The following is a 19,795-nucleotide window of genomic DNA, read 5'->3' as shown; positions in this document are numbered from 1 at the left end:
TAGTTGTAGTTGTAGTTGTAGTTATCGGTATAGCTGGATTAGTCGCTGGCCATTGCACTGGCTATATCCCAACACAAACGTGCCGTCAACCGAGCCGTTTGGCCATCGATGTCGTAGTCTGGGTTGTATTCTGCAATGTCCGCGATAATGAGTTTTTCACTGTGTTGGAGAATCTGTTCTAGAAAAGGAGCGAGTGCTTCATAGCTCACGCCTCTTGCCGCTGGTGCACTTACGCCCGGTGCAGTCGCAGCGGGGAACACATCAAGATCAATAGTGAGATAGAGGTAATCACACTCAGTGATGAATTTTTGTAACTTAATGAGTTGAGCGACTTGGTTAACTTGGGTCATGTTTCGGTCGTGTTCATACCAAACGCCCAGTTGGTCGGCTTTGTTTAACAGAGCTTTGGTATTACTTGCAGCACTCACGCCAAGACAAGCGTAATGAAACGGCCACTGATGTTTGTGGCAGTATTCGCTAATCTGATTAAATGGTGTGCCTGAGCTTGGCTTGACGTCAGCGATGTCGCTTTCAAATTCACGAAGATCAAAATGAGCATCAAAATTAACAATGCCTATCTTAGGTTTGTGCTCTGGTTGAGTTCTGTGAAGATGCTCAGCAAGGCCTTGGAAAGACGCCCAAGCCACTTCGTGACCGCCGCCGAGGGTAATCACTTTGCTAGTTGATAGCGCATAGGCAATCACATCTGCGCACTGCTTTTGGCTGACTTCTAGTTGATCATCGCTACATTCGATATCACCAAGATCAGCAATGCGTGTATCGCTGTGCCAAGCCATATTAGCCAACGCTTGACGAATCAGGTTAGGGGCTTGTTTCGCGCCCACGCGGCCTTTATTTCGTGCAACGCCTGCATCGCTGGCAAAGCCAACCAAGGCGATAGCATTCTTCATCAGCTGGTCATCCAAATCGCCATTTTTGACTTGGCTGGTGATGTGATGAACTCGGGTGCCAAGTTCTCCATCTTCAAGGTCATTACGCCCCGTCCACACAAAATTGTGGGTGGTGACTGCTGTTGCTTTAATGTCGTTAGACTTAGATTGAGTCATGACATACCTCGCCATTAACAATGCGTTTATGCAAATGAGGAACACCGACTTGATAGCTTAAGTCGGCAGGGTGCTCGATATTCCAGATAGCCAAATCAGCAGCGTAACCCACTTCAATTTTGCCTCTGTTTTGCGATTCACCAATGGCAGCGGCAGCATGACAAGTCACACCGCGCAGGACTTCTTCAGGCGTCGTGCCAAATAGGGTGCAGCTCATGTTCATCATCAGTGTTAAATCAGCAAACGGCGAAGTGCCGGGGTTTAAATCGGTCGCTATTGCCATTGGGATATTGTGTTCACGAAGTAAGGCAATTGGCGGCTGTTGAGTCTCTTTTAAGAAATAGAAAGCTCCGGGTAGCAAGGTAGCAACTGTGCCTGATTCAGCCAGTGCCTTTATACCAACTTCATCTAAGTACTCAACATGGTCAACAGAGAGGGCATCGTATTTCGCTGCAAGTGCGCTGCCGCCCATATTAGAGAGCTGTTCTGTGTGGCCTTTAATCGCGAGCCCATGTTTTTTGGCTGCTGCAAATACACGTTCGGTTTGTTCTAGGTTGAAGCCGATAGATTCACAGAACACGTCAACTGCATCGGCGAGCCCTTGCTCTGCGGCTTTAGGAATGATCTCTTGGCACACCAGATCGATATAGCTGTCCGGCTGTTCTTTGTATTCAGGCGGCACAGCATGTGCTGCAAGGAGAGTCGTGGTGATCTTAATACGGCGATGATTCTCTAACGCTTTGGCTGCACGCAGCATCTTGAGCTCATCTTCAAGTGTTAAACCATAACCAGATTTTACTTCGATGCTGGTTACGCCACTTCTTAGCAGACCATCAAGTCTCGGCAAGGCCATTTCAACCAGTTCGGATTCTTGCGCTGCGCGTGTTGCAGTGACTGTCGCTAGAATGCCACCGCCTTGCTTGGCGATGTCGGTGTAAGACACACCATTCAAACGCTGCTCAAACTCGTTGGCGCGATTACCCGCAAATACGAGATGAGTATGGCAATCAATTAACCCAGGTGTTACTAGCTTGTTTTTGCAGTCATAGGTGACGTAATCCAAAGAACCATCAATACTTACTTGTTCTAATTCAGAAGCAAGTGCGCTTTGGTTTGAACAAGATATGGACACGATCTTACCGTCTTCGATAACGATATCTTGAGGGGAAGAAGGCTGATAACCATCGGCTCCCGAACTCATGGAGACCACTCGTGCGTTTTTGAGGATCAAATTCATAATCACCTAGATCTTTGCTAAACATTAAATGTATATACAAATAAATAGGCTAAATGCTGACCCGAATCAAGTTGATGTTGCAAAAATGTGATCGACGATCAGGATGATGTTCTTTAATCTAGAAGTATCTTGGAGCTTAATTTGTACTTAGAGCCAGGATGGTAGAGCAATGCAAAGCTGATTAGGCGCTCTTTGCTCCATGTTCTTCTATTCAAAAGAAGGCAAGGCTCTGATTCAGATAGCTTAAGTGACGTTCTGATTTGTAAGTCTGGAATAATGGCTTCAACTGTGTGCTCGATAGCACTTAACGGGCAGCTTTTTGAAAGGTATTCATTGGGTGTCGAGGTTGAAAAATCTTGCTCTAGATATTTTGGAGCGGCTTGAGAGTTTACCCAGCGCGCTTCCAATTGAATCGGTGTGTTGTCAGCAAAGTGAATGATTTCACTATAGAATACTTCGGCATTGATCATCACACCTAGCCGTGTGGCGGTGCTTTCATCAGCCTTGATGCTCTTGTGCTTGATAACTTGACTAGCATACGTTTGGCCTCGATCTTTGATCTCTTGCGCGATGTTGTTGATATCAAGTAGGGGAGACTGCGCTTTTTCATCTGGTTCACAAACAAAAGTACCTAGCCTTGGTTTCCTAATGAGCTTGCCTTCAGACACCAGATCTCGAATGGCTTTATTGACCGTCATTCGACTCACATTGAACTGCTCTGTGAGTTCGAGTTCTGTGGTTATCTGGTAACCCACTGGCCAGTGACCACTGGTGATATTGTCGTCTATGAACTGTTTTATCTGAAGGTAGAGCGGCGCTTTCGACATAATGAAACCTTATTTGACTATACAAATAGAGTAACGGAATTTTTCACGATTTCAACATTTCCTCGGGCAATGTGACGTTATTCAACATAGATGGGGCAAATTGCTTGATTCTGTGAGGTAAGTGTCGCAAATTGTCACGCAATAACTATTCGTAAATCAGATAATTAGAAAGGGAAATAATATGTTTAAGAAATTAAAGGCCTCGTTGGGCATCGGTGCAGCAAAAGTTGATACCGTCTTAGATAATATTGAAGTTTTCCAAGGTGGAGAGTTGTCTGGCAATGTTCACATTGTTGGCGGCGACGTTGAGCAACAAATTGACCTTATCAACTTGGTTCTCAACACAGAAGTTAAAGTAGAAACAGAAGACAGCACCAGCTACGAAACCTTTTCATTGGGTCGTATTCAAGCCGTAGAACCTTTCGTTATCCAACCGGGCGAAACCAAACTGGTTCCATTCCGTCTTAAGTTAAATGACGAAACGCCAGTCACCGCCTTGAACGCACAAATGAACCAATGCCATGTGTGGGTAGAAACTAACCTAGATATTGGCTTCGCGATTGACCCTAAAGACCGTGATTTTATCTCGGTACACCCACTGCCAACTGTCGCTAAAATTATCCAAGGTGTGGAAGCATCGGGAATGGCAATGGTGAAAGCAGACGTAGAGAAGGGCTTCTTGAAAGGCAACAGCTTTGCTTCTCGTTCGGGGTGTTACCAAGAGATTGAATTTCGTAGCGGCGGTTTCATGAATAACAAAGAGATCGAGCTGTCATTCATCGTTGAAGGCTCAATGGTTCACTGCCTCGCAGAAATCGATCGCTCAATGAGCTTCCGTGGCGATCAATACATCTCATTCAGCTTGCCTGCAAACGCGGCTGACTCAGATATCCGCAACGCTGTATCAAGAATCATGAGTGCGTAGTTCCCTTTCTGTTAATAGTCGCTTTTTCTATTAATAGAGACAACATAGACTCCCTAAGCCGAACTTATCCGTTCGGCTTTTTTTGATTTTACTTTGTCGACCTGAAACGTGTTTACCACTGATGACGATAGGCCAATTGGAAGGCAACATCGGTTGAGTTGTCCATGTTGAAGATGTTCTCGATAATGGATATCTCGATAGCTGAACGTTGCATGAGATAACGATAGCCAAGCATCATTTCATTCGCGGCTTCTGAAAACTCTGTGTCGCCATCTTCTGCACCTTCATACCATCGATACTCTAGGTGTAATTCATGGTTTTCAAATAACGTAAGCTGATAGCCTCCCATCCATGACCATGTCGTTTTCTTATGTGAAAAGCTATTTTCCACCTCTCGACTGGACTGATTCGCCACCCCCAAGCTTGTATAGAAGGTATTGATGCCTAGCTGGTATGCATAGTTGAATTGAGCGCTTTGCTCGTTGCTGCTTCCTTCGAAGGCGCCGTGGCTGACATTATTGTGATATAGAGATACGCCAAAAGACAAGCCGTGGTTTTCTATATTTATGATCTGATATTGAGTGTAGAGCGTGAAAGCGCTGGTCAGTGTGTCGCCAGAGAAGTCGCTAATATTGACTTCATGGTCTGGTGCATAAATATCGAATTGGTGTCTCTCCTTACGTTCCCTTCCTGCTTGGTCGATACCAAATAGGTCGTGGTAATTGATGATGACTTTATCGAGGTGATTATTTGCGGCGTATAACCAGCGGTAGTTGAGTTCTACTTGCCACGCCGTGGTTAGCTGCCATTTCAGCCCTGTTTGAAGTTGATTCTGATAATAGTCTAAATGATAGTCGTGGGAGTTAGCCCAGATACTCGCGGCAGTTAAGGCTGTAAACACTTCAAGCCTTTTCTCTTCGAGCGGAAAGCCTGAGCGAAGTGTTGGGGTATGACGCATTGATTGTAATGGTGCTTGAGTATAGCTGATTAAGGGGCCGTAATTTTTGTTGGCCGATGTCGCGGGAGCATACATAACTGCGGCTACTATTAACGATAAAGTTGGTATGAACGATATAAAAGTAGTCTGTGTTCCCATATGCATTTCATCCGCATTCCATTGCTTCTATATAGCTTAGTTCTAAATACCGAATTCGTGGGGTCTAAGTCGGAATAGATAAGGTGCAATAAATAAGACGAAACAACAAATTAGGGCAGCTCGATTTTAAAGGTGGCTTGAAGGAGAGGGGAAGCCGCTGGTTAGCACGATGAGATCTCATCTATTGGGCCTATGGGAGAGTCGAGAGGCTCTCTCTGTCATTGTCATTTCATATAATTTCGTTACAATGTTCGGCTACTCACAAATGGGGCATCTGTATTTGCTTCTATGTGGGTATCTTTATTATGCATATATCTCCGATCAACATACTTGTTGGTTGAAAAACATATATTAAACATTTTCATGTGTTGCTTGGTGTGCAACACCACTGTAAAGGACAAATAATGCCAATTATTACTCTTCCTGACGGTAGTCAGCGTCAATTTGACAACCCTGTATCAACTCTAGATGTTGCCCTATCAATCGGTCCTGGCCTTGCGAAAGCAACCATTGCTGGTCGTGTAGACGGCGAGCGTGTTGATGCTTGTGATCTTATCGAAAACGATGCAAGCCTAGAAATCATCACTGCTAAAGATGAAGTTGATGGCCTTGAGATCGTTCGTCACTCTTGTGCTCACCTTTTAGGTCACGCGATTAAGCAGCTTTTTCCAGAAGCGAAAATGGCGATCGGTCCTACCATCGATAACGGTTTCTACTACGATATCGACCTTGAGCACTCTCTAACGCAAGAAGATCTAGAAAAGATTGAAAAGCGTATGAAAGAGCTAGCGAAGACCAAGTACCAGGTTGTTAAGAAGAAAGTTAGCTGGCAGGAAGCGCGTGACGCATTCGAAGCTCGCGGCGAGACTTACAAAATCGAAATCTTGGATGAGAACGTTTCTAAAGACGATCGTCCAGGCCTGTACCATCATGAAGAATACATCGATATGTGTCGTGGTCCACACGTTCCACATATGGGCTTCTGCCAACACTTCACGCTACTTAACGTAGCGGGTGCTTACTGGCGTGGTAACAGTGACAACAAGATGCTTCAACGTATCTACGGCACTGCATTCCACGATAAGAAAGCGCTTAAGGCTCACCTAGTGCGCCTAGAAGAAGCGGCTAAACGTGACCACCGTAAAATCGGTAAGCACTTAGATCTATTCCACATGCAGCAAGAAGCACCAGGCATGGTGTTCTGGCATCACAATGGTTGGACTATCTTCCGTGAGCTAGAAGTATTTATTCGTCAAAAACTGACTGAGTACGATTATCAAGAAGTTAAAGGCCCATTAATGATGGACCGTGTTCTTTGGGAACGCTCTGGTCACTGGGATAAGTACGCTGAAGCGATGTTTACTACTTCTTCAGAGAACCGTGAATACGCTATCAAGCCAATGAACTGTCCTGGTCACGTTCAAATCTTCAACCAAGGTTTGAAATCTTACCGTGATCTACCGCTACGTATGGCTGAGTTCGGCTCATGTCACCGTAACGAGCCGTCTGGCGCACTTCACGGCATTATGCGTGTTCGTGGCTTCACTCAAGATGATGCTCACGTATTCTGTACTGAAGACCAAGTTCAACAAGAAGTTAAAGCTTGTATTGAAATGGTTTACGATACTTACACAACTTTCGGCTTCGAAAGCATTGTTGTTAAGCTATCTACTCGTCCAGAACAGCGTGTAGGTTCAGACGAAATGTGGGACCGTGCAGAGGCTGACCTTAAGCAAGCGCTAGAGGCAATGGACATTGCATACGAGATTCAAGAAGGCGAGGGTGCGTTCTACGGACCTAAGATTGAATTTACTTTGCATGATTGTTTGGACCGCGCATGGCAATGTGGTACAGTGCAGCTCGATTTTGCATTACCAGAGCGTTTAGGTGCAACTTACGTAGGTGAAGATAACGAGCGTCACACGCCAGTTATGATTCACCGCGCGATTTTAGGTTCACTAGAACGCTTCATCGGTATTCTTATTGAAGAATACGCTGGCTTCTTCCCAACGTGGTTGGCGCCAGAACAAGCAATTGTTATGGGCATTACAGACAAACAGTCTGAATATGTACAAGAAATTGCGAAAAAACTGCAAAAAAGTGGATTTAGAGTCAAAGCAGACTTGAGAAATGAGAAGATTGGCTTTAAAATCCGCGAACATACTTTGAAACGTGTACCGTTCATGCTTGTGTGTGGTGACCAAGAAATGGAAGCCGGCGAAATTGCAGTACGTACACGTAAAGGTAAGGACCTTGGCAAATTTAAAGTGGATGACTTTATTTCATACATCCAAGCCGAGGTTTCAAGCCGTAAGCTCAATCTGGAGGAATAGCTATTAAAGGCGGAAGACGTGGCCAACAACCGGCCAAACAAAACCAGCACCGTTTAAACGGTGACATTCGTGGCGTTCGTGAAGTGCGTCTAACTGGCGCAGACGGCGAAGCTGTTGGTGTAGTAACAATCGCTGAAGCGATGGAAGCTGCAAATGAAGCTGGTATGGATCTTGTAGAGATCAGCCCTAACGCCGAGCCGCCAGTTTGTCGTGTGATGGACTACGGTAAGTTCCTCTTCGAGAAGAGCAAAGCTGCGAAAGAGCAGAAGAAAAAGCAAAAGCAGGTTCAGATCAAGGAAATTAAATTCCGACCTGGAACTGATATTGGAGACTATCAGGTAAAACTACGCAACCTGACTGGTTTCCTTGAAGACGGCAACAAAGTGAAGGTAACAATTCGCTTCCGTGGCCGCGAAATGGCTCACCAAGAAATCGGTGTTGACGTTCTTAATCGTTTGAAAGTAGATACTGAAGAATTTGCAGTTGTCGAATCTTTCCCAACGAGAATTGAAGGTCGCCAGATGATCATGGTGTTGGCCCCTAAAAAGAAGTAATTAACGGCTTTGCAAGTAATTAAACCCTGCAGCCTCAGGTTGCGGGGTTTTATTCGCCCTAATTACTATGTTATTAACAACTCAACAATGCGGAGTTATTCATCATGCCTAAGATGAAAACCAACAAAGGTGCTGCTAAGCGTTTCCAGAAAACTGCTGGTGGTATTAAGTTTAAGCACGCTGGTAAACGTCACATCCTGACTAAGCGTACTACTAAGAACAAGCGTCAGCTTCGTCCGAACTCGATCCTTCCTAAATGTGAAGTTGCTCAAGTTCTACGTATGATGCCATACGCTTAATTCTTTTTAGTTTATAAATTCGTTTAGTTTAGGAGAAGCATAATGCCTCGCGTAAAACGTGGTGTACAAGCTCGTGCACGTCATAAGAAAGTTCTAAAACAAGCTAAAGGTTACTACGGAGCACGTTCACGTGTTTACCGCGTAGCTTTCCAAGCAGTTACCAAAGCTGGTCAATACGCTTACCGTGACCGTCGCAACAAGAAACGTCAATTCCGTCAACTTTGGATTGCACGTATCAACGCGGCATCTCGTCAAAATGGTCTATCTTACAGCCGTTTCATCAATGGCCTTAAGAAAGCATCTATCGAGATCGACCGTAAGATTCTTGCTGACATCGCAGTATTCGACAAAGCAGCATTTGCTGTTCTAGTTGAAAAAGCGAAAGCATCTCTATAATTTAGAGTTAGCTTAAAGGTTTAAGAAAAGGAGAACTTCGGTTCTCCTTTTTTATTGCCTGCTATTTGGCTTTTAAAGACTCCCAACTCCTTCCTTCGTCAGTCTTGGGAATGACGAGATGAACTTCCGCATCTAATTTTTATTCGCTTGAACAAGCATTCTGGTATATAAACATCTACCTAACCTCTAAATGTTAAGCGACCGAATAAATGAGCGCACCTACCACTATGACGTTCTTCGAACGTTTTGAAACCGATATCCTTTCTGGCAAGAAGACGATTACTATTCGCGATGAATCTGAGCGCGACTACCAACCAGGTAGCGTTGTGGAAGTTTCAACGCTAGAGCAAGGACGTGTGTTCTGTAATCTTAAGATCATCAGCGTAGAACCAATCTTGTTTGATGAACTGGGTGAGTTCCATGCTCAGCAAGAGAACATGACGTTAGACGTTCTGAAGGGCGTAATTCAAGACATCTACCCTGGGATCTCTGAGCTTTACGTTGTTTCTTATGAGTTGGTCGATTAAGTCTTATTGGATTGGATTAACTAGCTAGGAATGGCGATTAATGAGTGATAACCAACAGACACTGCTTCAACTTTACTGCCGCGAACAGCAAGAGCAAAAGTTACTGGATAAACACGACTTAGACAGTGACTTGAGCGAGAGCGCCGATTATTTAAAGTGGTGCGAGAGCAAAAGAAACTTTGTTGTAGAGGATGTCTTAGGGCGTACTTGGGTAAAAAGTTGCCCAGCAGGGTACATTACTGAGGTTCACTTCCATTCGGATGGTAGCCTAACGGAATACCGTTTGTTTGACCGGTTTGAAACTCAAGGTCATTGGCTGCTGAAGGGCGGGTTGCTGCAAGTTGAAATCAGTAAAGGTGACAATCGTTACCAGTTTGATGCGGTTGCATGTAAAGACTTGAATATCCACTCAGCAGTGGAATATAAAAACCAAGAGCTTCACTCTTACCTTAAGCTTGTTCAGGTGGAAGCTAGTTAATTCTGGTTTGACTCATCTAGATCCAAAAGCAAAAAAGCTAACGACAAACGTTAGCTTTTTCATTTCTGTCGAACCTTGATTGAATACTTAGGCTTGGTAGCGCTTATGCGTGATAGTTTTCAAGTTTCTTGTACAGTTCTGAATCTATCTCTTCAGTAGAGCAAACCGTTAATAGGTCTTCAATAAAGTACTTGAGAGCGCGAGCTTCGATGCGTCGAATGCCTTGTTGCTGCTCTTCTGTTAGGTAACCGTAGATAGTCGCTGCGCCAAAATCACCAAAGATCATTTGGCCTTGCTCATTGACTAGGGTGTTGTGCGCATACAAGTCACCGTGACAAACCTTGTTGTCGTGTAGGTGATTAAATACATTAATCATTTGAGTAACGATGTTGTCGATTTGCGCGATTGGAAGTTCGAAACCTTCTGGGAAAGTATCACGGGTGCAAGTCTCGAGTGTCGGTGGCAAGCCTAGGTTGTAATAGCTGCTTGGGATAAGCTCCATCACCAACGAGAGGTAATCTTGCTCGTCCACTTGGGCGATAGACTTCACTAGGTTGCTATGGTGACCAGCTTGAAGACACGCTTCCAGTTCATCATGTGGGTAACCATCGCTTGTCACTTCGCCTTTGAATACTTTAACTGCTACTTCCTGAGGGAAATCAAAATCGCTATTTAGCCAGCTTGCATGAGAGATCACGCCTGAAGCACCTTGACCAAGCACTTGATTCAATGAGTAACATTGCGAACTCACCGCAGGCACGCTATCTAAGCTGCTAGGGTGTTTACAAAACGGATTACCCGCAAACGCTAACCAAGCTAGTTTCGGAAGCTTAATAAGGAACTCTGGGAATTCAGTCAGTTGGTTTGCAGATAATCGAACCAGTCCGAGGTTGGATAGCTTTTTCATACTCTCAGGCAAAGTACGAAGTTGGTTGCCTGCGAGTGCCAGTTTTTGCAGTCGTGGTCTTTCACCCAGCGAGTTAGGCAGAACTTCGATGGCATTGTCGGTCAGGATCAACCAGCGCAATTGAGCGGGTAGGGACTCTTCGCTCACGGTTTTGATTTGGTTGGTCTTAAAGCCAACCATTTCAAGCTTAGGAAGCGAACCAAGAACATCAGGAAGGTGCGTAAATAGGTTATTCGACGCAAAGATAATACGCAGATTAGTTAGCTGTGTTAACTCTTGTGGAAGCTCCGATAACTGATTCCCTGAAAGATCCAGAATCTCTAGTGAATCGGCGAGCTCTAAGATCTCTAGTGGAAATTCGGTGAGACCTTCTGACAGTTTTAAGCGCTTAATACCTTTTAGTTGCCCTGATTTTAATTGTTCTAGAGTATGCAAACCTTAGCCTTATGAGTAGATGTTCGAGGCGCGTAGTGTACTTGTCTCAACCGAGAAAGGCGAGCACCGGAACGATGCTCGCCTAACTAAGTTCATTGAACGAATCGACGAAGTTTAAAGCTGTATGTGATTTTGGCTTACGCCGACCTCCTCAACAAAATCCGCGTCATGACTGACTAGGATGAACGCGCCTTGATAGTCACGTAAAGCCGACGCCAATATTTGCTTTGAGTCGATGTCTAGGTGGTTGTCCGGTTCATCGAGTAATAGAAGCGGGGAGTCTTGCTTGTGGCTAACGATCAACATCGCCAGTTTCATTTTTTCACCACCACTTAAATGTGCCACTTTTCGGTATACGGAGTCTCGCCTGAACCCTATTCCAGCCAACAAGGTTCGTGCGTCACTCTCTGTTAACCCAAAGCTGTGTGTCATCAAGCTATCGAACATAGTGTCGTTGGCGTTTAACAGGCCAAAGTGTTGATCCAAGTATACAGTGGCCCCTAAGCGTTTAATGGAGCCGGTATAGTTCGAGTGTTGGCCGTGAATGGCTTTTAATAGCGTCGATTTCCCGCACCCATTCGCCCCGGTTAGATAACATCGTTCCCCTTGTGATAGAGAGAAGCTAATAGGAGCACCAGAACCAAAATTTAGGCGACACTTTTCAACGGTTAATAGTGAGTGTTTTTTAGAACGATTCGCTTGTTGTAGGTACAACGCTTGTGGCTTCAGATGTTCTTGTTGTTCTTTAAGAGATTGAAGTTTATGTTGGTTTTGATCCTTTAAGTTCTTGTGGCTTGTGGCCGATGCGCCTTGGGTTCGTCCTGCTTTATCTTTCATTGCATCCAATAATATCTTGGGTTGGCTACCCGATTTTCGGAGTCGGTTACCTTGAGACTCACGTTGTTGAGCTTTTTCCTTGTTAGTTTGAGCTTGGCGTTCGAGTCGTTTCTTTTCCGATAGATGATGCGTTATCTGCTTGTCCAGTGCTTTACTTTGACTCGACATTTGCGTGAGGTAATCATCGTAATTCCCTTTGTAGAAACGCATGCCCAAACTGTTGAGGTGATAGATCCCTTCCATGTGTCTCAATAAGCTTCGATCGTGACTGACGACAAGCACTTTGCCTTCAAACAACTGGCACTGCTCTAGTAACCAATTACGTCCATCGTTATCCAAATGGTTTGAAGGTTCGTCGAGAATCAGTATGTCGTGGTTTGATGTAAATAACCGATGAAGCTGTAAAAGGGCGAGTTGCCCACCGCTCAATGTATGGCACGGCGTGGTCAACCCACTGGTTATTTTTAATGTGGCTAAAAGTTGCTTTGTGTTCGCTTGTAAATCCCAATCCTCGCCAACGATATTGAAGTGCTGAAGTTCGCAGCTGCCTTGTTCTATGGCGTGTAATGCGTCTAACTTTTCGGTGATCCCCAAGAAGTCAGCAATGCTGGTTGCGCTATCCAGTAGCTTTGAAGGTAACTGGGAGTAAAAGCCGATCGAGCCTTGTCTGGAAACACTGCCTGATGTGGGTTGTGTTTGCCCGACCAGTAACGAAAGCAATAGTGACTTTCCAGCTCCATTTCTTCCTACGAGGCCGGTGAGGCGAGTGCTCAAATTAAAGGTGATGTCTTTGAATAACCACTCACCAGTATCAAGTTGGAATGAGAGATTGTTGGCTAATATAGTAGGCATAGAAATACCTCCCTTTACGTGTAAACGAGTAAAAGGGGTGAGGCGCTTTTCTACATAGACTCCAACATAGGAGTCTAAGAATAGATCGCCAAGACGTTACTTAGGTAGATGACCAATCAAAGATAGAAAAGCTGTGCTGAGATAATTTCTGTCTTTGAGGTACAGTTCTGCAAGATACATGTTGTCAAAATACGGATCTTTAGGAACTTGATTTGTCGCGAAAATAGATGACGAAGTAACGCCCACTAACCCCGAGTGTCCAAATGATTTTTATAAAAATAAATCGGATGTCAGGATGTTAGTACTTCATTATGGCGTTATTCTCTTTTGAAATGATGGTGGGATGTTACTGAAAGAGGGTGCTTAAAGTCAATATGGTGATGTGATTAAGATGTATCCAAATAATTGAAGCGCCTGTGTGACGCTTTAATTACTTGATAGCGGAGAATCTAGAGAGCAGAAGGTCTATTGTATTTGCCCACCAACGGCTCGCCAACACATATCAAAGCTATCGTTGATGTACTTCGATGTTTGCTCTGGTGGAGACTCGCTTTGTTCAATCAGCCAGTTTGCACAAATCAGAAAGTGGCTATGGATGAAGTGTCTAACAAGGTTAATGTCTAACACCATCAATTCACCATCTTCTTGCCCTTTCAAAATGATCTCGTCTAGCGATGCGAACATCTGTGAAACAATCACTTCTCGAGTTTGAGTTGTTGGGTCGAAATGAACATTGGTAAAGAACTTCATCGCAACCGGATTTTCTAATGCCCACTCAATCCCTGTGATCCACATGAACTTAAAGGCTTGGTAGCGATCTTCTACTGCCACATTAGTGTGCGGTTGAAGGGTCGAGAATAGCTCTAGCTTCAGCTCGCGAAACAGTTCATCAATCAATAGAGATTTGTTCTCGAAGTGGTGGAACAACGTCGCTTTTGCCACGCCGGCTGTTTTCGCTATTTGCCCAGTAGATGTGCCCTCTAGCCCTTGCTGAGAGAAGAGCAAGAGCGCAGCATCTAGGATTTTTTGCCTTTTTGTAATCATCGATTCAGTACTTTGAACATCATTTTCTTGATTGGGTTGTTGTATGGAGGGTGCATCAACTTAGTGAAGTTGATCTTGCCTCGAGTCAACACGGTTTTTGCATGGCTAAATGTCTTGAAGCCTTCAATACCGTGGTAGTGTCCCATGCCTGAAGGGCCAATACCACCAAACGGTGCGTCTTCCGCTGCCACATGCACCAAAGAGTCATTGATACAAACGCCGCCTGAGTGAGTTTCCGATAGGAATCTGTTTTGGGTTTTCTTGTCGTGACTCATTAGGTACAGCGCAAGTGGACGCTCTCTTGTGGTGATGTAACTTATCGCTTCTTCAATAGAATCATAAGGCACGATAGGCAGAACAGGACCAAACAACTCTTCTTGCATCGCGACCATGTCGTCGTTAACTTCGGTGAGAAGGTGCGGCGTCATTCTGTGGTTCACATCGTCTTGTGCTTGTTCGGTTACCGTGTGAATAACCGCGCCTTTAGATTGAGCATCTGCAATTACACCCTTCAAACGATTGTACTGACGCATATCGATCACTGAGGTTAAATCTTTGCTCTCGATACCGTCTTTATATAGCTTGTGGAAGTAACGCTTATAAGCCGTAATGAATGCATCGACTTTTTCTCGTGGTAATAGGATGTAATCGGGAGCTACACAAATCTGACCTGCGTTTAAGCTTTTTGCAAACAGGATGCGTTCAACAGCGTCAGCCACATCAAAGTCAGGAGCAATGATGGTTGGAGATTTGCCGCCTAATTCTAAGGTAACTGGTGTTAAGTTGTTAGCCGCAGCTCTCATGACGTGTTTACCCACAGCGGTTGAGCCTGTGAAAAGGATATGGTCAAACGGCAGTTGGCTAAACTTCGCGGAAACATCCGCTTCACCTTCGATAATCGCAACCTGATCGTCGTTAAAACCTTCGGCCAACATCGCTTTCAAAACTCGGTTTGTCGCTGGAGTGAACTCAGACATCTTGAGCATTGCAGTATTACCTGCCGCCAACGCCGTGATAAGGGGCCCTAAAGAGAGCATGACAGGAAAGTTCCAAGGCACAATAATGCCGACAACACCTATTGGCTGATAGTGAACAGTGATTTTAGCTGGGGTTAACATCAAGCCTGCTTTACGGCGTGAAGGCTTCAACCACTTCTTAAGGTTTTTATCACTGTAATTGATTTGGTGCAGAGAAGGGGTGACGTCAGCAATTAAGCTATCGTGCTTTGCTCGATGGCCATAATCTTCAGATACCGCTTCAATCAATTGCCCTTGGTAGCGTATTAGTAATGCTTTTAAGGTGGAGAGATTTTTTCTTCTCTGCTCAAGCGTAGGATTAACATTACTACGGTAGTGATCTTGTTGTCGGTTGAATATTTGATCCATGTCGTTGGTGCTCGACGTGTTTGGTTCAAGGTCTAGATTATGGCTCATAGTATTCCCTAAATTCGAAAGCTGACCGATTGGTTGGTCAGTTAAAATTACAAGAAGATCGAATCGAATTCAAGGTATGTGCGAGAAAAGTTTAATTTTTGTGCAATGAACTGACGGTTTAGTTAAGTGGGCGCAACAACGGAAAGGTTGGTCTTGAGGAATAAATGATAGGTTTGCGAGAAGTGATCGTGTGCCTTTGGTGTAGTTAAAGTTAAAGTTAAAGGCACACGCGATTTGCTTACGGGTTAGGCTGAGATTTTCTCGCAACGCATAAAGATGAAGTTAACATTTTTCGATAAGCGCTCGTACGTTTCTTCAGAGATGGCTTTGGCTTTCTCGTCGATTGTGCCTTCAGTGATTTGTGAAATCAGCAAGCCAGATTGGCTGACAGCTTGGCAAAGCTCGGTTAATGAACGGCGATAGAAGCTTACCTGAACGGGTGTGCCGACCGTGTTCCACTCTTCTTGAATGAATTCGCGCTCAAAGTAGTTACCTGAAAGGGTGCACTCAAAATCCGCAAAAGGGTGATGAGTGGAAAACACGATGTAGCCGCCCGGTTTCAAAACGCGATAAACGTCATCAAAGACAGGATTTAGATCTTCAATGTAGTGCAGCACCAACGGGCACACGATGACATCAGCGCTGTTATCAGCTTCCTTGGGTAAACCAAGAGCAGCATCTTGCGCGTATGCGGTCACATTGGGGATTTGTTTTCCGTTCACTAGGTCAACCATATCTTGAGACAGGTCGGTACACGTGACTTTGTTGGCACCTTGGTCGATAAACCACTGTGCGTAGATACCTGAGCCGCAACCAAGGTCGACAATATCGAGCCCTTTCACATCGTCTAGTAAGGCTATGGTTGATGGGCGTTCTAACAGGGCATTATAAATATTATCGCGAGCAGCAGAGTCGTATTGCTTTGCGTAGGTGGTGTACATTTCGGACATGATTTAACACTCATCAATAGGTATGGAAAAACAGGATACTGACTATCTTGGTGATAGCGAGAGTTGTGATAGGGAAGTGCAGATATTTGTCACAACCTTGACTTAACATCACCAAATTAGCTAAGAATTCTAGGCGTCATTGCTATTCTATTCACCTGATTTTTTGTTAGAAAGTGCTTTATTTTTAATGCACTTCAGTCTGTTTTTTGCCCTAAAACCTTGTAATTCCTTAGTTGTCACTTTAAGTCGATCTGTCGATAAAAAAACGTAATCGTAACCACAAATATCAATGGTTGGACTCACTCTTAATAATATCGGTTAATGCAGCCAACAAATCGTTTTTGAACGTTTTTTGTTGGGTTATACCTCGCTATTCCAATGAGGTATCTTCTGTCGATGGCCCTATAGTGTGAGGTCTCTAGAATTGGAAAATTCGGTTAATTTGGAACGCATCCGTGCTGAGTATAATGTAAAGCACTGGAGCCAAGGTTTTTATGGAATTGATGATAACGGCGAGGTGTATGTTTCACCGAGCGAAACCGATCATCAAGTTCCGCTTAGTCAGATCGTAAAACAGTTAGAGCAGCGAAATATTGGTTTGCCTGCTCTTGTGCGTTTTCCTCAAATAGTGCATCAACGTGTGCACAATATCTGTAACGCATTTAACCAAGCGATCGACGAATATCAGTACGACAACCGTTACCTGCTTGTTTATCCGATTAAAGTTAACCAGCAAAAAGAAGTGGTTGATGAGATCTTAGCGAGCCAAGCCCAATTAGAGCAAAAGCAGCTAGGACTAGAGGCGGGCAGCAAACCTGAACTATTGGCAGTATTGGCGTTGGCTCAAAAAGCGAGCTCTGTGATCGTATGTAACGGTTACAAAGACAGAGAATACATCCGTCTTGCGCTGATTGGCGAAAAGTTGGGTCATAAAGTATTTATCGTTCTAGAGAAGCTGTCAGAGCTTGATCTTGTTCTTTCTGAAGCGAAAGCGCTTGGCGTGAAACCTCGTTTGGGTTTACGTATCCGTCTTGCTTCTCAAGGCGCGGGTAAATGGCAAGCAAGTGGTGGTGAGAAGTCGAAGTTCGGTCTGTCTGCATCACAAGTGCTTACTGTTATCGAACGTTTGAAAGCTGAAGACCAGTTGGATGTTCTAGAGCTAGTACATTTCCACCTTGGTTCGCAAATGGCGAACATTCGTGATGTGCGAAATGGTGTGAGTGAAGCAGCTCGTTTTTACTGTGAACTGCGCGATATTGGCGCTCAACTGAAGTTCTTAGATGTTGGCGGCGGTTTAGCAGTCGATTACGACGGCACACGCAGCCAATCTTCAAACTCAATGAACTACGGCTTGCTTGAGTACGCTCGTAACATCGTGATGACAGTAGGAGATATTTGTAAGCTCTACAATCAGCCACAACCTGTGATTATTTCGGAATCTGGTCGTTCACTGACTGCGCACCATGCAGTACTAGTGACTAACGTGATCGGTACTGAAAGCTACTCGCCAGAAGACATGGCGGCGCCAGAAGCAGATGCACCAATGTTGCTAAACAACATGTGGAAGAATTTCTTAGAGCTAGATGCAGGTAATGATGACCGAGCGTTGATTGAGATCTACAACGACACGCAAAGTGATATCGCAGAAGCACACAACCAATTTGCGACAGGCATGCTAAACCTTCAGCACCGTGCTTGGGCAGAACAGATGTCTTTGCGTATTAACTACGAACTTAGCTCTCGAATGAGCACTAAGAACCGCTACCACCGTCCTATCCTGGATGAGTTGAGCGAGCGTTTGGCTGATAAGTTCTTCGTTAACTTCTCGTTGTTCCAATCGTTGCCAGATGCTTGGGGTATCGATCAGGTGTTCCCTGTGTTGCCTCTAAGTGGTTTGGATAATGCGGACGAGCGACGCGCTGTGGTATTGGACATCACCTGTGACTCTGACGGTACGATTGATCAGTACGTTGACGGTCAAGGTATTGAAACGACTCTGCCAGTTCCTGCATGGAACCCAGATGAACCATACCTGATGGGCTTTTTCTTAGTAGGGGCATACCAAGAGATCTTGGGTGATATGCATAACCTATTTGGTGATACCCACAGTGTCGTTGTGAATGTTGATGAAAGTGGTCAAGCGAATATCGACTACATCAATGAAGGCGATACGGTTGAAGACATGATGCGTTATGTTCACATCGATACGGATCTGATTCGTCAGAACTACAAAGATTTGGTCACGGCGAAAGTACCAGATCAAGAGCAACAAAGCGTACTTGAAGAGTTAGAGCAAGGCTTGATGGGTTACACCTATCTTGAGGATTTTTAATGAACGATCTATTTACTAAACCAGATTACTCGCTGTACTCCAATGCAATGACGTTTATGCGTCGTCCATTGGTGCAGAATCCAATCGACAATGATGCTGATGTGGTTGTGCTGGGCGCGCCGTTAGATATGGCTACGTCAGGTCGACCGGGGGCTCGTATGGGGCCTGATGCGATTCGCCGTGCTTCTGTGAACTTGGCGTGGGAAGGCAAAAAATTCCCTTGGGACTTCAATGTATTTGCACATACCTCAGTGATTGATGCTGGCGATCTTGTGTTTGACTGTGGTGATGCAGAAGACCTAACTCAGCGTTTAGAAGCGGCGGCTGATGCGATCTTAAGCAGTGGTAAAACATTGCTAGGTTTAGGGGGCGATCACTTCATTACACTGCCTTTGCTAAGAGCGTATGGTAAGAAGTACGGTGAGATGGCATTGATTCACTTCGACGCACATACTGACACGTACAACCAAGGCAGCCGTTACGACCACGGCACCATGTTCTACCATGCACCAAACGAAGGCCTTATCTCGCCAGAACACTCGGTGCAGATCGGCATTCGTACTGAGTATAAGCAAGAAGGTCACGGCTTCAATGTCATTAATGCGATGCAAGCGAATGACATGAGTGTGGACGAGATCATTGCTCAAGTGAAAGGTATTGTTGGTGATAAGCCAGTTTACCTAACGTTTGATATCGATTGTCTGGATCCTGCTTTTGCGCCGGGTACTGGTACGCCAGTGTGTGGTGGTTTGAACTCAGATAAAGTGTTGAAAATCATCCGTGGCCTACAGGGTATTAACATGGTTGGTATGGACGTTGTAGAAGTTTCTCCAGCGTATGACCAAAGCGAGATTACCGCATTGGCTGGTGCGACGATTGCTCTTGAGCTACTTTACGTTTGGACTGCAAATCGCCTCGCTAAATCATAATCTTATACAACTAACATCATAGCGCTGCATACTGATTCAAAAGCCCACTAAGGTTTAACTTAGTGGGCTTTTTGGTTTTTTACTTCCAGAAAAGAACTTGTGACCAAATTGAAGTGGGTAGTAGTAACTTATCGGCTGGTTGAAATTTGAGTAGATGGGGTTTATGCAACTTATTTTATTGTTTTTATTCAAATTCCACTATCTATCCTCTAGCTAGCGTCTCATAAATAGGAATGGCTTCTGCTTTGGTGTGGACTTATAGTTACCCTCGATTAATGCCCTGTATTCGTTAATGATTTATCAACTTTATTACTGTATATATTTATAAAATGAAAAG

18 protein-coding genes are annotated in these 19,795 nt (G+C 44.6%); 9 read left to right on the top strand and 9 right to left on the bottom strand.

What is annotated here, in order from left to right; translation table 11 throughout:
* Window positions 1-38: 38 nt before the first annotated feature.
* The 3 genes from ITG09_09690 to hutC all read right to left on the bottom strand — a co-directional run bounded on the left by ITG09_09690 (window position 39) and on the right by hutC (window position 3,131).
* Window positions 39-1,067, bottom strand: coding sequence for a formimidoylglutamase (locus tag ITG09_09690; GenBank protein ID UPR50987.1), 1,029 nt, complete (start codon window positions 1,065-1,067; stop codon window positions 39-41).
* Window positions 1,054-2,304, bottom strand: a complete 1,251-nt coding sequence (locus ITG09_09685) for an imidazolonepropionase (protein ID UPR50986.1) — start codon at window positions 2,302-2,304, stop codon at window positions 1,054-1,056. Before ITG09_09685 ends, ITG09_09690 begins: the two co-directional genes overlap by 14 nt.
* Window positions 2,305-2,417: 113 nt before the next feature.
* On the bottom strand, window positions 2,418-3,131 hold the full coding sequence (hutC, locus tag ITG09_09680) for a histidine utilization repressor (GenBank protein UPR50985.1): 714 nt from the start codon (window positions 3,129-3,131) through the stop codon (window positions 2,418-2,420).
* A gap of 181 nt (window positions 3,132-3,312) precedes the next feature.
* On the opposite strand from hutC, the gene ITG09_09675 reads away from it, so the two are divergent.
* Entirely contained in the window at window positions 3,313-4,056 is a 744-nt protein-coding gene (locus ITG09_09675; GenBank protein UPR50984.1) for a sporulation protein, read from the top strand.
* A 112-nt stretch (window positions 4,057-4,168) separates the two neighbouring features.
* Here ITG09_09675 and ITG09_09670 read toward each other — a convergent pair whose 3' ends face one another.
* Window positions 4,169-5,152, bottom strand: coding sequence for a DUF3187 family protein (locus tag ITG09_09670; GenBank protein ID UPR50983.1), 984 nt, complete (start codon window positions 5,150-5,152; stop codon window positions 4,169-4,171).
* A gap of 404 nt (window positions 5,153-5,556) precedes the next feature.
* Between ITG09_09670 and thrS the strand changes: the two genes are divergently transcribed.
* From thrS to ITG09_09640, 6 genes are all read left to right on the top strand, one after another.
* Window positions 5,557-7,485, top strand: a complete 1,929-nt coding sequence (gene thrS, locus ITG09_09665; GenBank protein ID UPR50982.1) for a threonine--tRNA ligase — start codon at window positions 5,557-5,559, stop codon at window positions 7,483-7,485.
* Between the two features lie 2 nt (window positions 7,486-7,487).
* Window positions 7,488-8,039: a translation initiation factor IF-3 gene (gene infC / locus ITG09_09660; GenBank protein UPR53623.1), complete on the top strand. Its 552-nt coding sequence runs from the start codon at window positions 7,488-7,490 to the stop codon at window positions 8,037-8,039.
* Between the two features lie 104 nt (window positions 8,040-8,143).
* On the top strand, window positions 8,144-8,338 hold the full coding sequence (rpmI, locus tag ITG09_09655) for a 50S ribosomal protein L35 (protein ID UPR50981.1): 195 nt from the start codon (window positions 8,144-8,146) through the stop codon (window positions 8,336-8,338).
* Between the two features lie 42 nt (window positions 8,339-8,380).
* Window positions 8,381-8,734: a 50S ribosomal protein L20 gene (gene rplT, locus ITG09_09650; protein ID UPR50980.1), complete on the top strand. Its 354-nt coding sequence runs from the start codon at window positions 8,381-8,383 to the stop codon at window positions 8,732-8,734.
* Window positions 8,735-8,943: 209 nt separating this feature from the next.
* Complete coding sequence (locus tag ITG09_09645; protein UPR50979.1) at window positions 8,944-9,261, top strand: ASCH domain-containing protein; 318 nt, start codon at window positions 8,944-8,946, stop codon at window positions 9,259-9,261.
* A 40-nt stretch (window positions 9,262-9,301) separates the two neighbouring features.
* Window positions 9,302-9,739: a hypothetical protein gene (locus ITG09_09640; protein UPR50978.1), complete on the top strand. Its 438-nt coding sequence runs from the start codon at window positions 9,302-9,304 to the stop codon at window positions 9,737-9,739.
* Window positions 9,740-9,842: 103 nt separating this feature from the next.
* Here the strand turns inward: ITG09_09640 and ITG09_09635 are convergent, their stop codons facing one another.
* The 5 genes from ITG09_09635 to ITG09_09615 form a co-directional block, all read right to left on the bottom strand.
* Complete coding sequence (locus ITG09_09635) at window positions 9,843-11,081, bottom strand: protein kinase (protein UPR50977.1); 1,239 nt, start codon at window positions 11,079-11,081, stop codon at window positions 9,843-9,845.
* A 114-nt stretch (window positions 11,082-11,195) separates the two neighbouring features.
* Window positions 11,196-12,770, bottom strand: coding sequence for an ABC-F family ATP-binding cassette domain-containing protein (locus ITG09_09630; GenBank protein UPR50976.1), 1,575 nt, complete (start codon window positions 12,768-12,770; stop codon window positions 11,196-11,198).
* A 465-nt stretch (window positions 12,771-13,235) separates the two neighbouring features.
* Window positions 13,236-13,814 (bottom strand): TetR/AcrR family transcriptional regulator, encoded by a 579-nt coding sequence (locus ITG09_09625; protein ID UPR50975.1) that lies wholly within the window; start codon window positions 13,812-13,814, stop codon window positions 13,236-13,238.
* Window positions 13,811-15,247: a coniferyl aldehyde dehydrogenase gene (locus ITG09_09620; GenBank protein ID UPR50974.1), complete on the bottom strand. Its 1,437-nt coding sequence runs from the start codon at window positions 15,245-15,247 to the stop codon at window positions 13,811-13,813. Before ITG09_09620 ends, ITG09_09625 begins: the two co-directional genes overlap by 4 nt.
* A gap of 245 nt (window positions 15,248-15,492) precedes the next feature.
* Entirely contained in the window at window positions 15,493-16,197 is a 705-nt protein-coding gene (locus ITG09_09615) for a class I SAM-dependent methyltransferase (protein UPR50973.1), read from the bottom strand.
* Window positions 16,198-16,639: 442 nt separating this feature from the next.
* Between ITG09_09615 and speA the strand changes: the two genes are divergently transcribed.
* Complete coding sequence (gene speA / locus ITG09_09610; GenBank protein UPR53622.1) at window positions 16,640-18,529, top strand: arginine decarboxylase; 1,890 nt, start codon at window positions 16,640-16,642, stop codon at window positions 18,527-18,529.
* Window positions 18,529-19,458: an agmatinase gene (gene speB, locus ITG09_09605; protein ID UPR50972.1), complete on the top strand. Its 930-nt coding sequence runs from the start codon at window positions 18,529-18,531 to the stop codon at window positions 19,456-19,458. Before speA ends, speB begins: the two co-directional genes overlap by 1 nt.
* Window positions 19,459-19,795 lie beyond the last annotated feature (337 nt).

This window comes from Vibrio cyclitrophicus, from assembly GCA_023206055.1.
Lineage (GTDB): Bacteria > Pseudomonadota > Gammaproteobacteria > Enterobacterales > Vibrionaceae > Vibrio > Vibrio cyclitrophicus_A.
This window is presented reverse-complemented; position numbering and strand designations above follow the sequence as displayed.

Excerpts from the sequence above, each read along its gene's own strand:
- ITG09_09670 (UPR50983.1), bottom strand. The coding sequence starts at position 5,152 with ATGGGAACACAGACTACTTTTATATCGTTCATACCAACTTTATCGTTA.
- ITG09_09675 (UPR50984.1), top strand. The coding sequence starts at position 3,313 with ATGTTTAAGAAATTAAAGGCCTCGTTGGGCATCGGTGCAGCAAAAGTT.
- speB (UPR50972.1), top strand. The coding sequence starts at position 18,529 with ATGAACGATCTATTTACTAAACCAGATTACTCGCTGTACTCCAATGCA.
- hutC (UPR50985.1), bottom strand. The coding sequence starts at position 3,131 with ATGTCGAAAGCGCCGCTCTACCTTCAGATAAAACAGTTCATAGACGAC.
- ITG09_09620 (UPR50974.1), bottom strand. The coding sequence starts at position 15,247 with ATGAGCCATAATCTAGACCTTGAACCAAACACGTCGAGCACCAACGAC.
- rpmI (UPR50981.1), top strand. The coding sequence starts at position 8,144 with ATGCCTAAGATGAAAACCAACAAAGGTGCTGCTAAGCGTTTCCAGAAA.
- ITG09_09645 (UPR50979.1), top strand. The coding sequence starts at position 8,944 with ATGAGCGCACCTACCACTATGACGTTCTTCGAACGTTTTGAAACCGAT.
- thrS (UPR50982.1), top strand. The coding sequence starts at position 5,557 with ATGCCAATTATTACTCTTCCTGACGGTAGTCAGCGTCAATTTGACAAC.
- rplT (UPR50980.1), top strand. The coding sequence starts at position 8,381 with ATGCCTCGCGTAAAACGTGGTGTACAAGCTCGTGCACGTCATAAGAAA.
- ITG09_09690 (UPR50987.1), bottom strand. The coding sequence starts at position 1,067 with ATGACTCAATCTAAGTCTAACGACATTAAAGCAACAGCAGTCACCACC.
- ITG09_09625 (UPR50975.1), bottom strand. The coding sequence starts at position 13,814 with ATGATTACAAAAAGGCAAAAAATCCTAGATGCTGCGCTCTTGCTCTTC.
- ITG09_09685 (UPR50986.1), bottom strand. The coding sequence starts at position 2,304 with ATGAATTTGATCCTCAAAAACGCACGAGTGGTCTCCATGAGTTCGGGA.
- ITG09_09640 (UPR50978.1), top strand. The coding sequence starts at position 9,302 with ATGAGTGATAACCAACAGACACTGCTTCAACTTTACTGCCGCGAACAG.
- ITG09_09630 (UPR50976.1), bottom strand. The coding sequence starts at position 12,770 with ATGCCTACTATATTAGCCAACAATCTCTCATTCCAACTTGATACTGGT.
- ITG09_09615 (UPR50973.1), bottom strand. The coding sequence starts at position 16,197 with ATGTCCGAAATGTACACCACCTACGCAAAGCAATACGACTCTGCTGCT.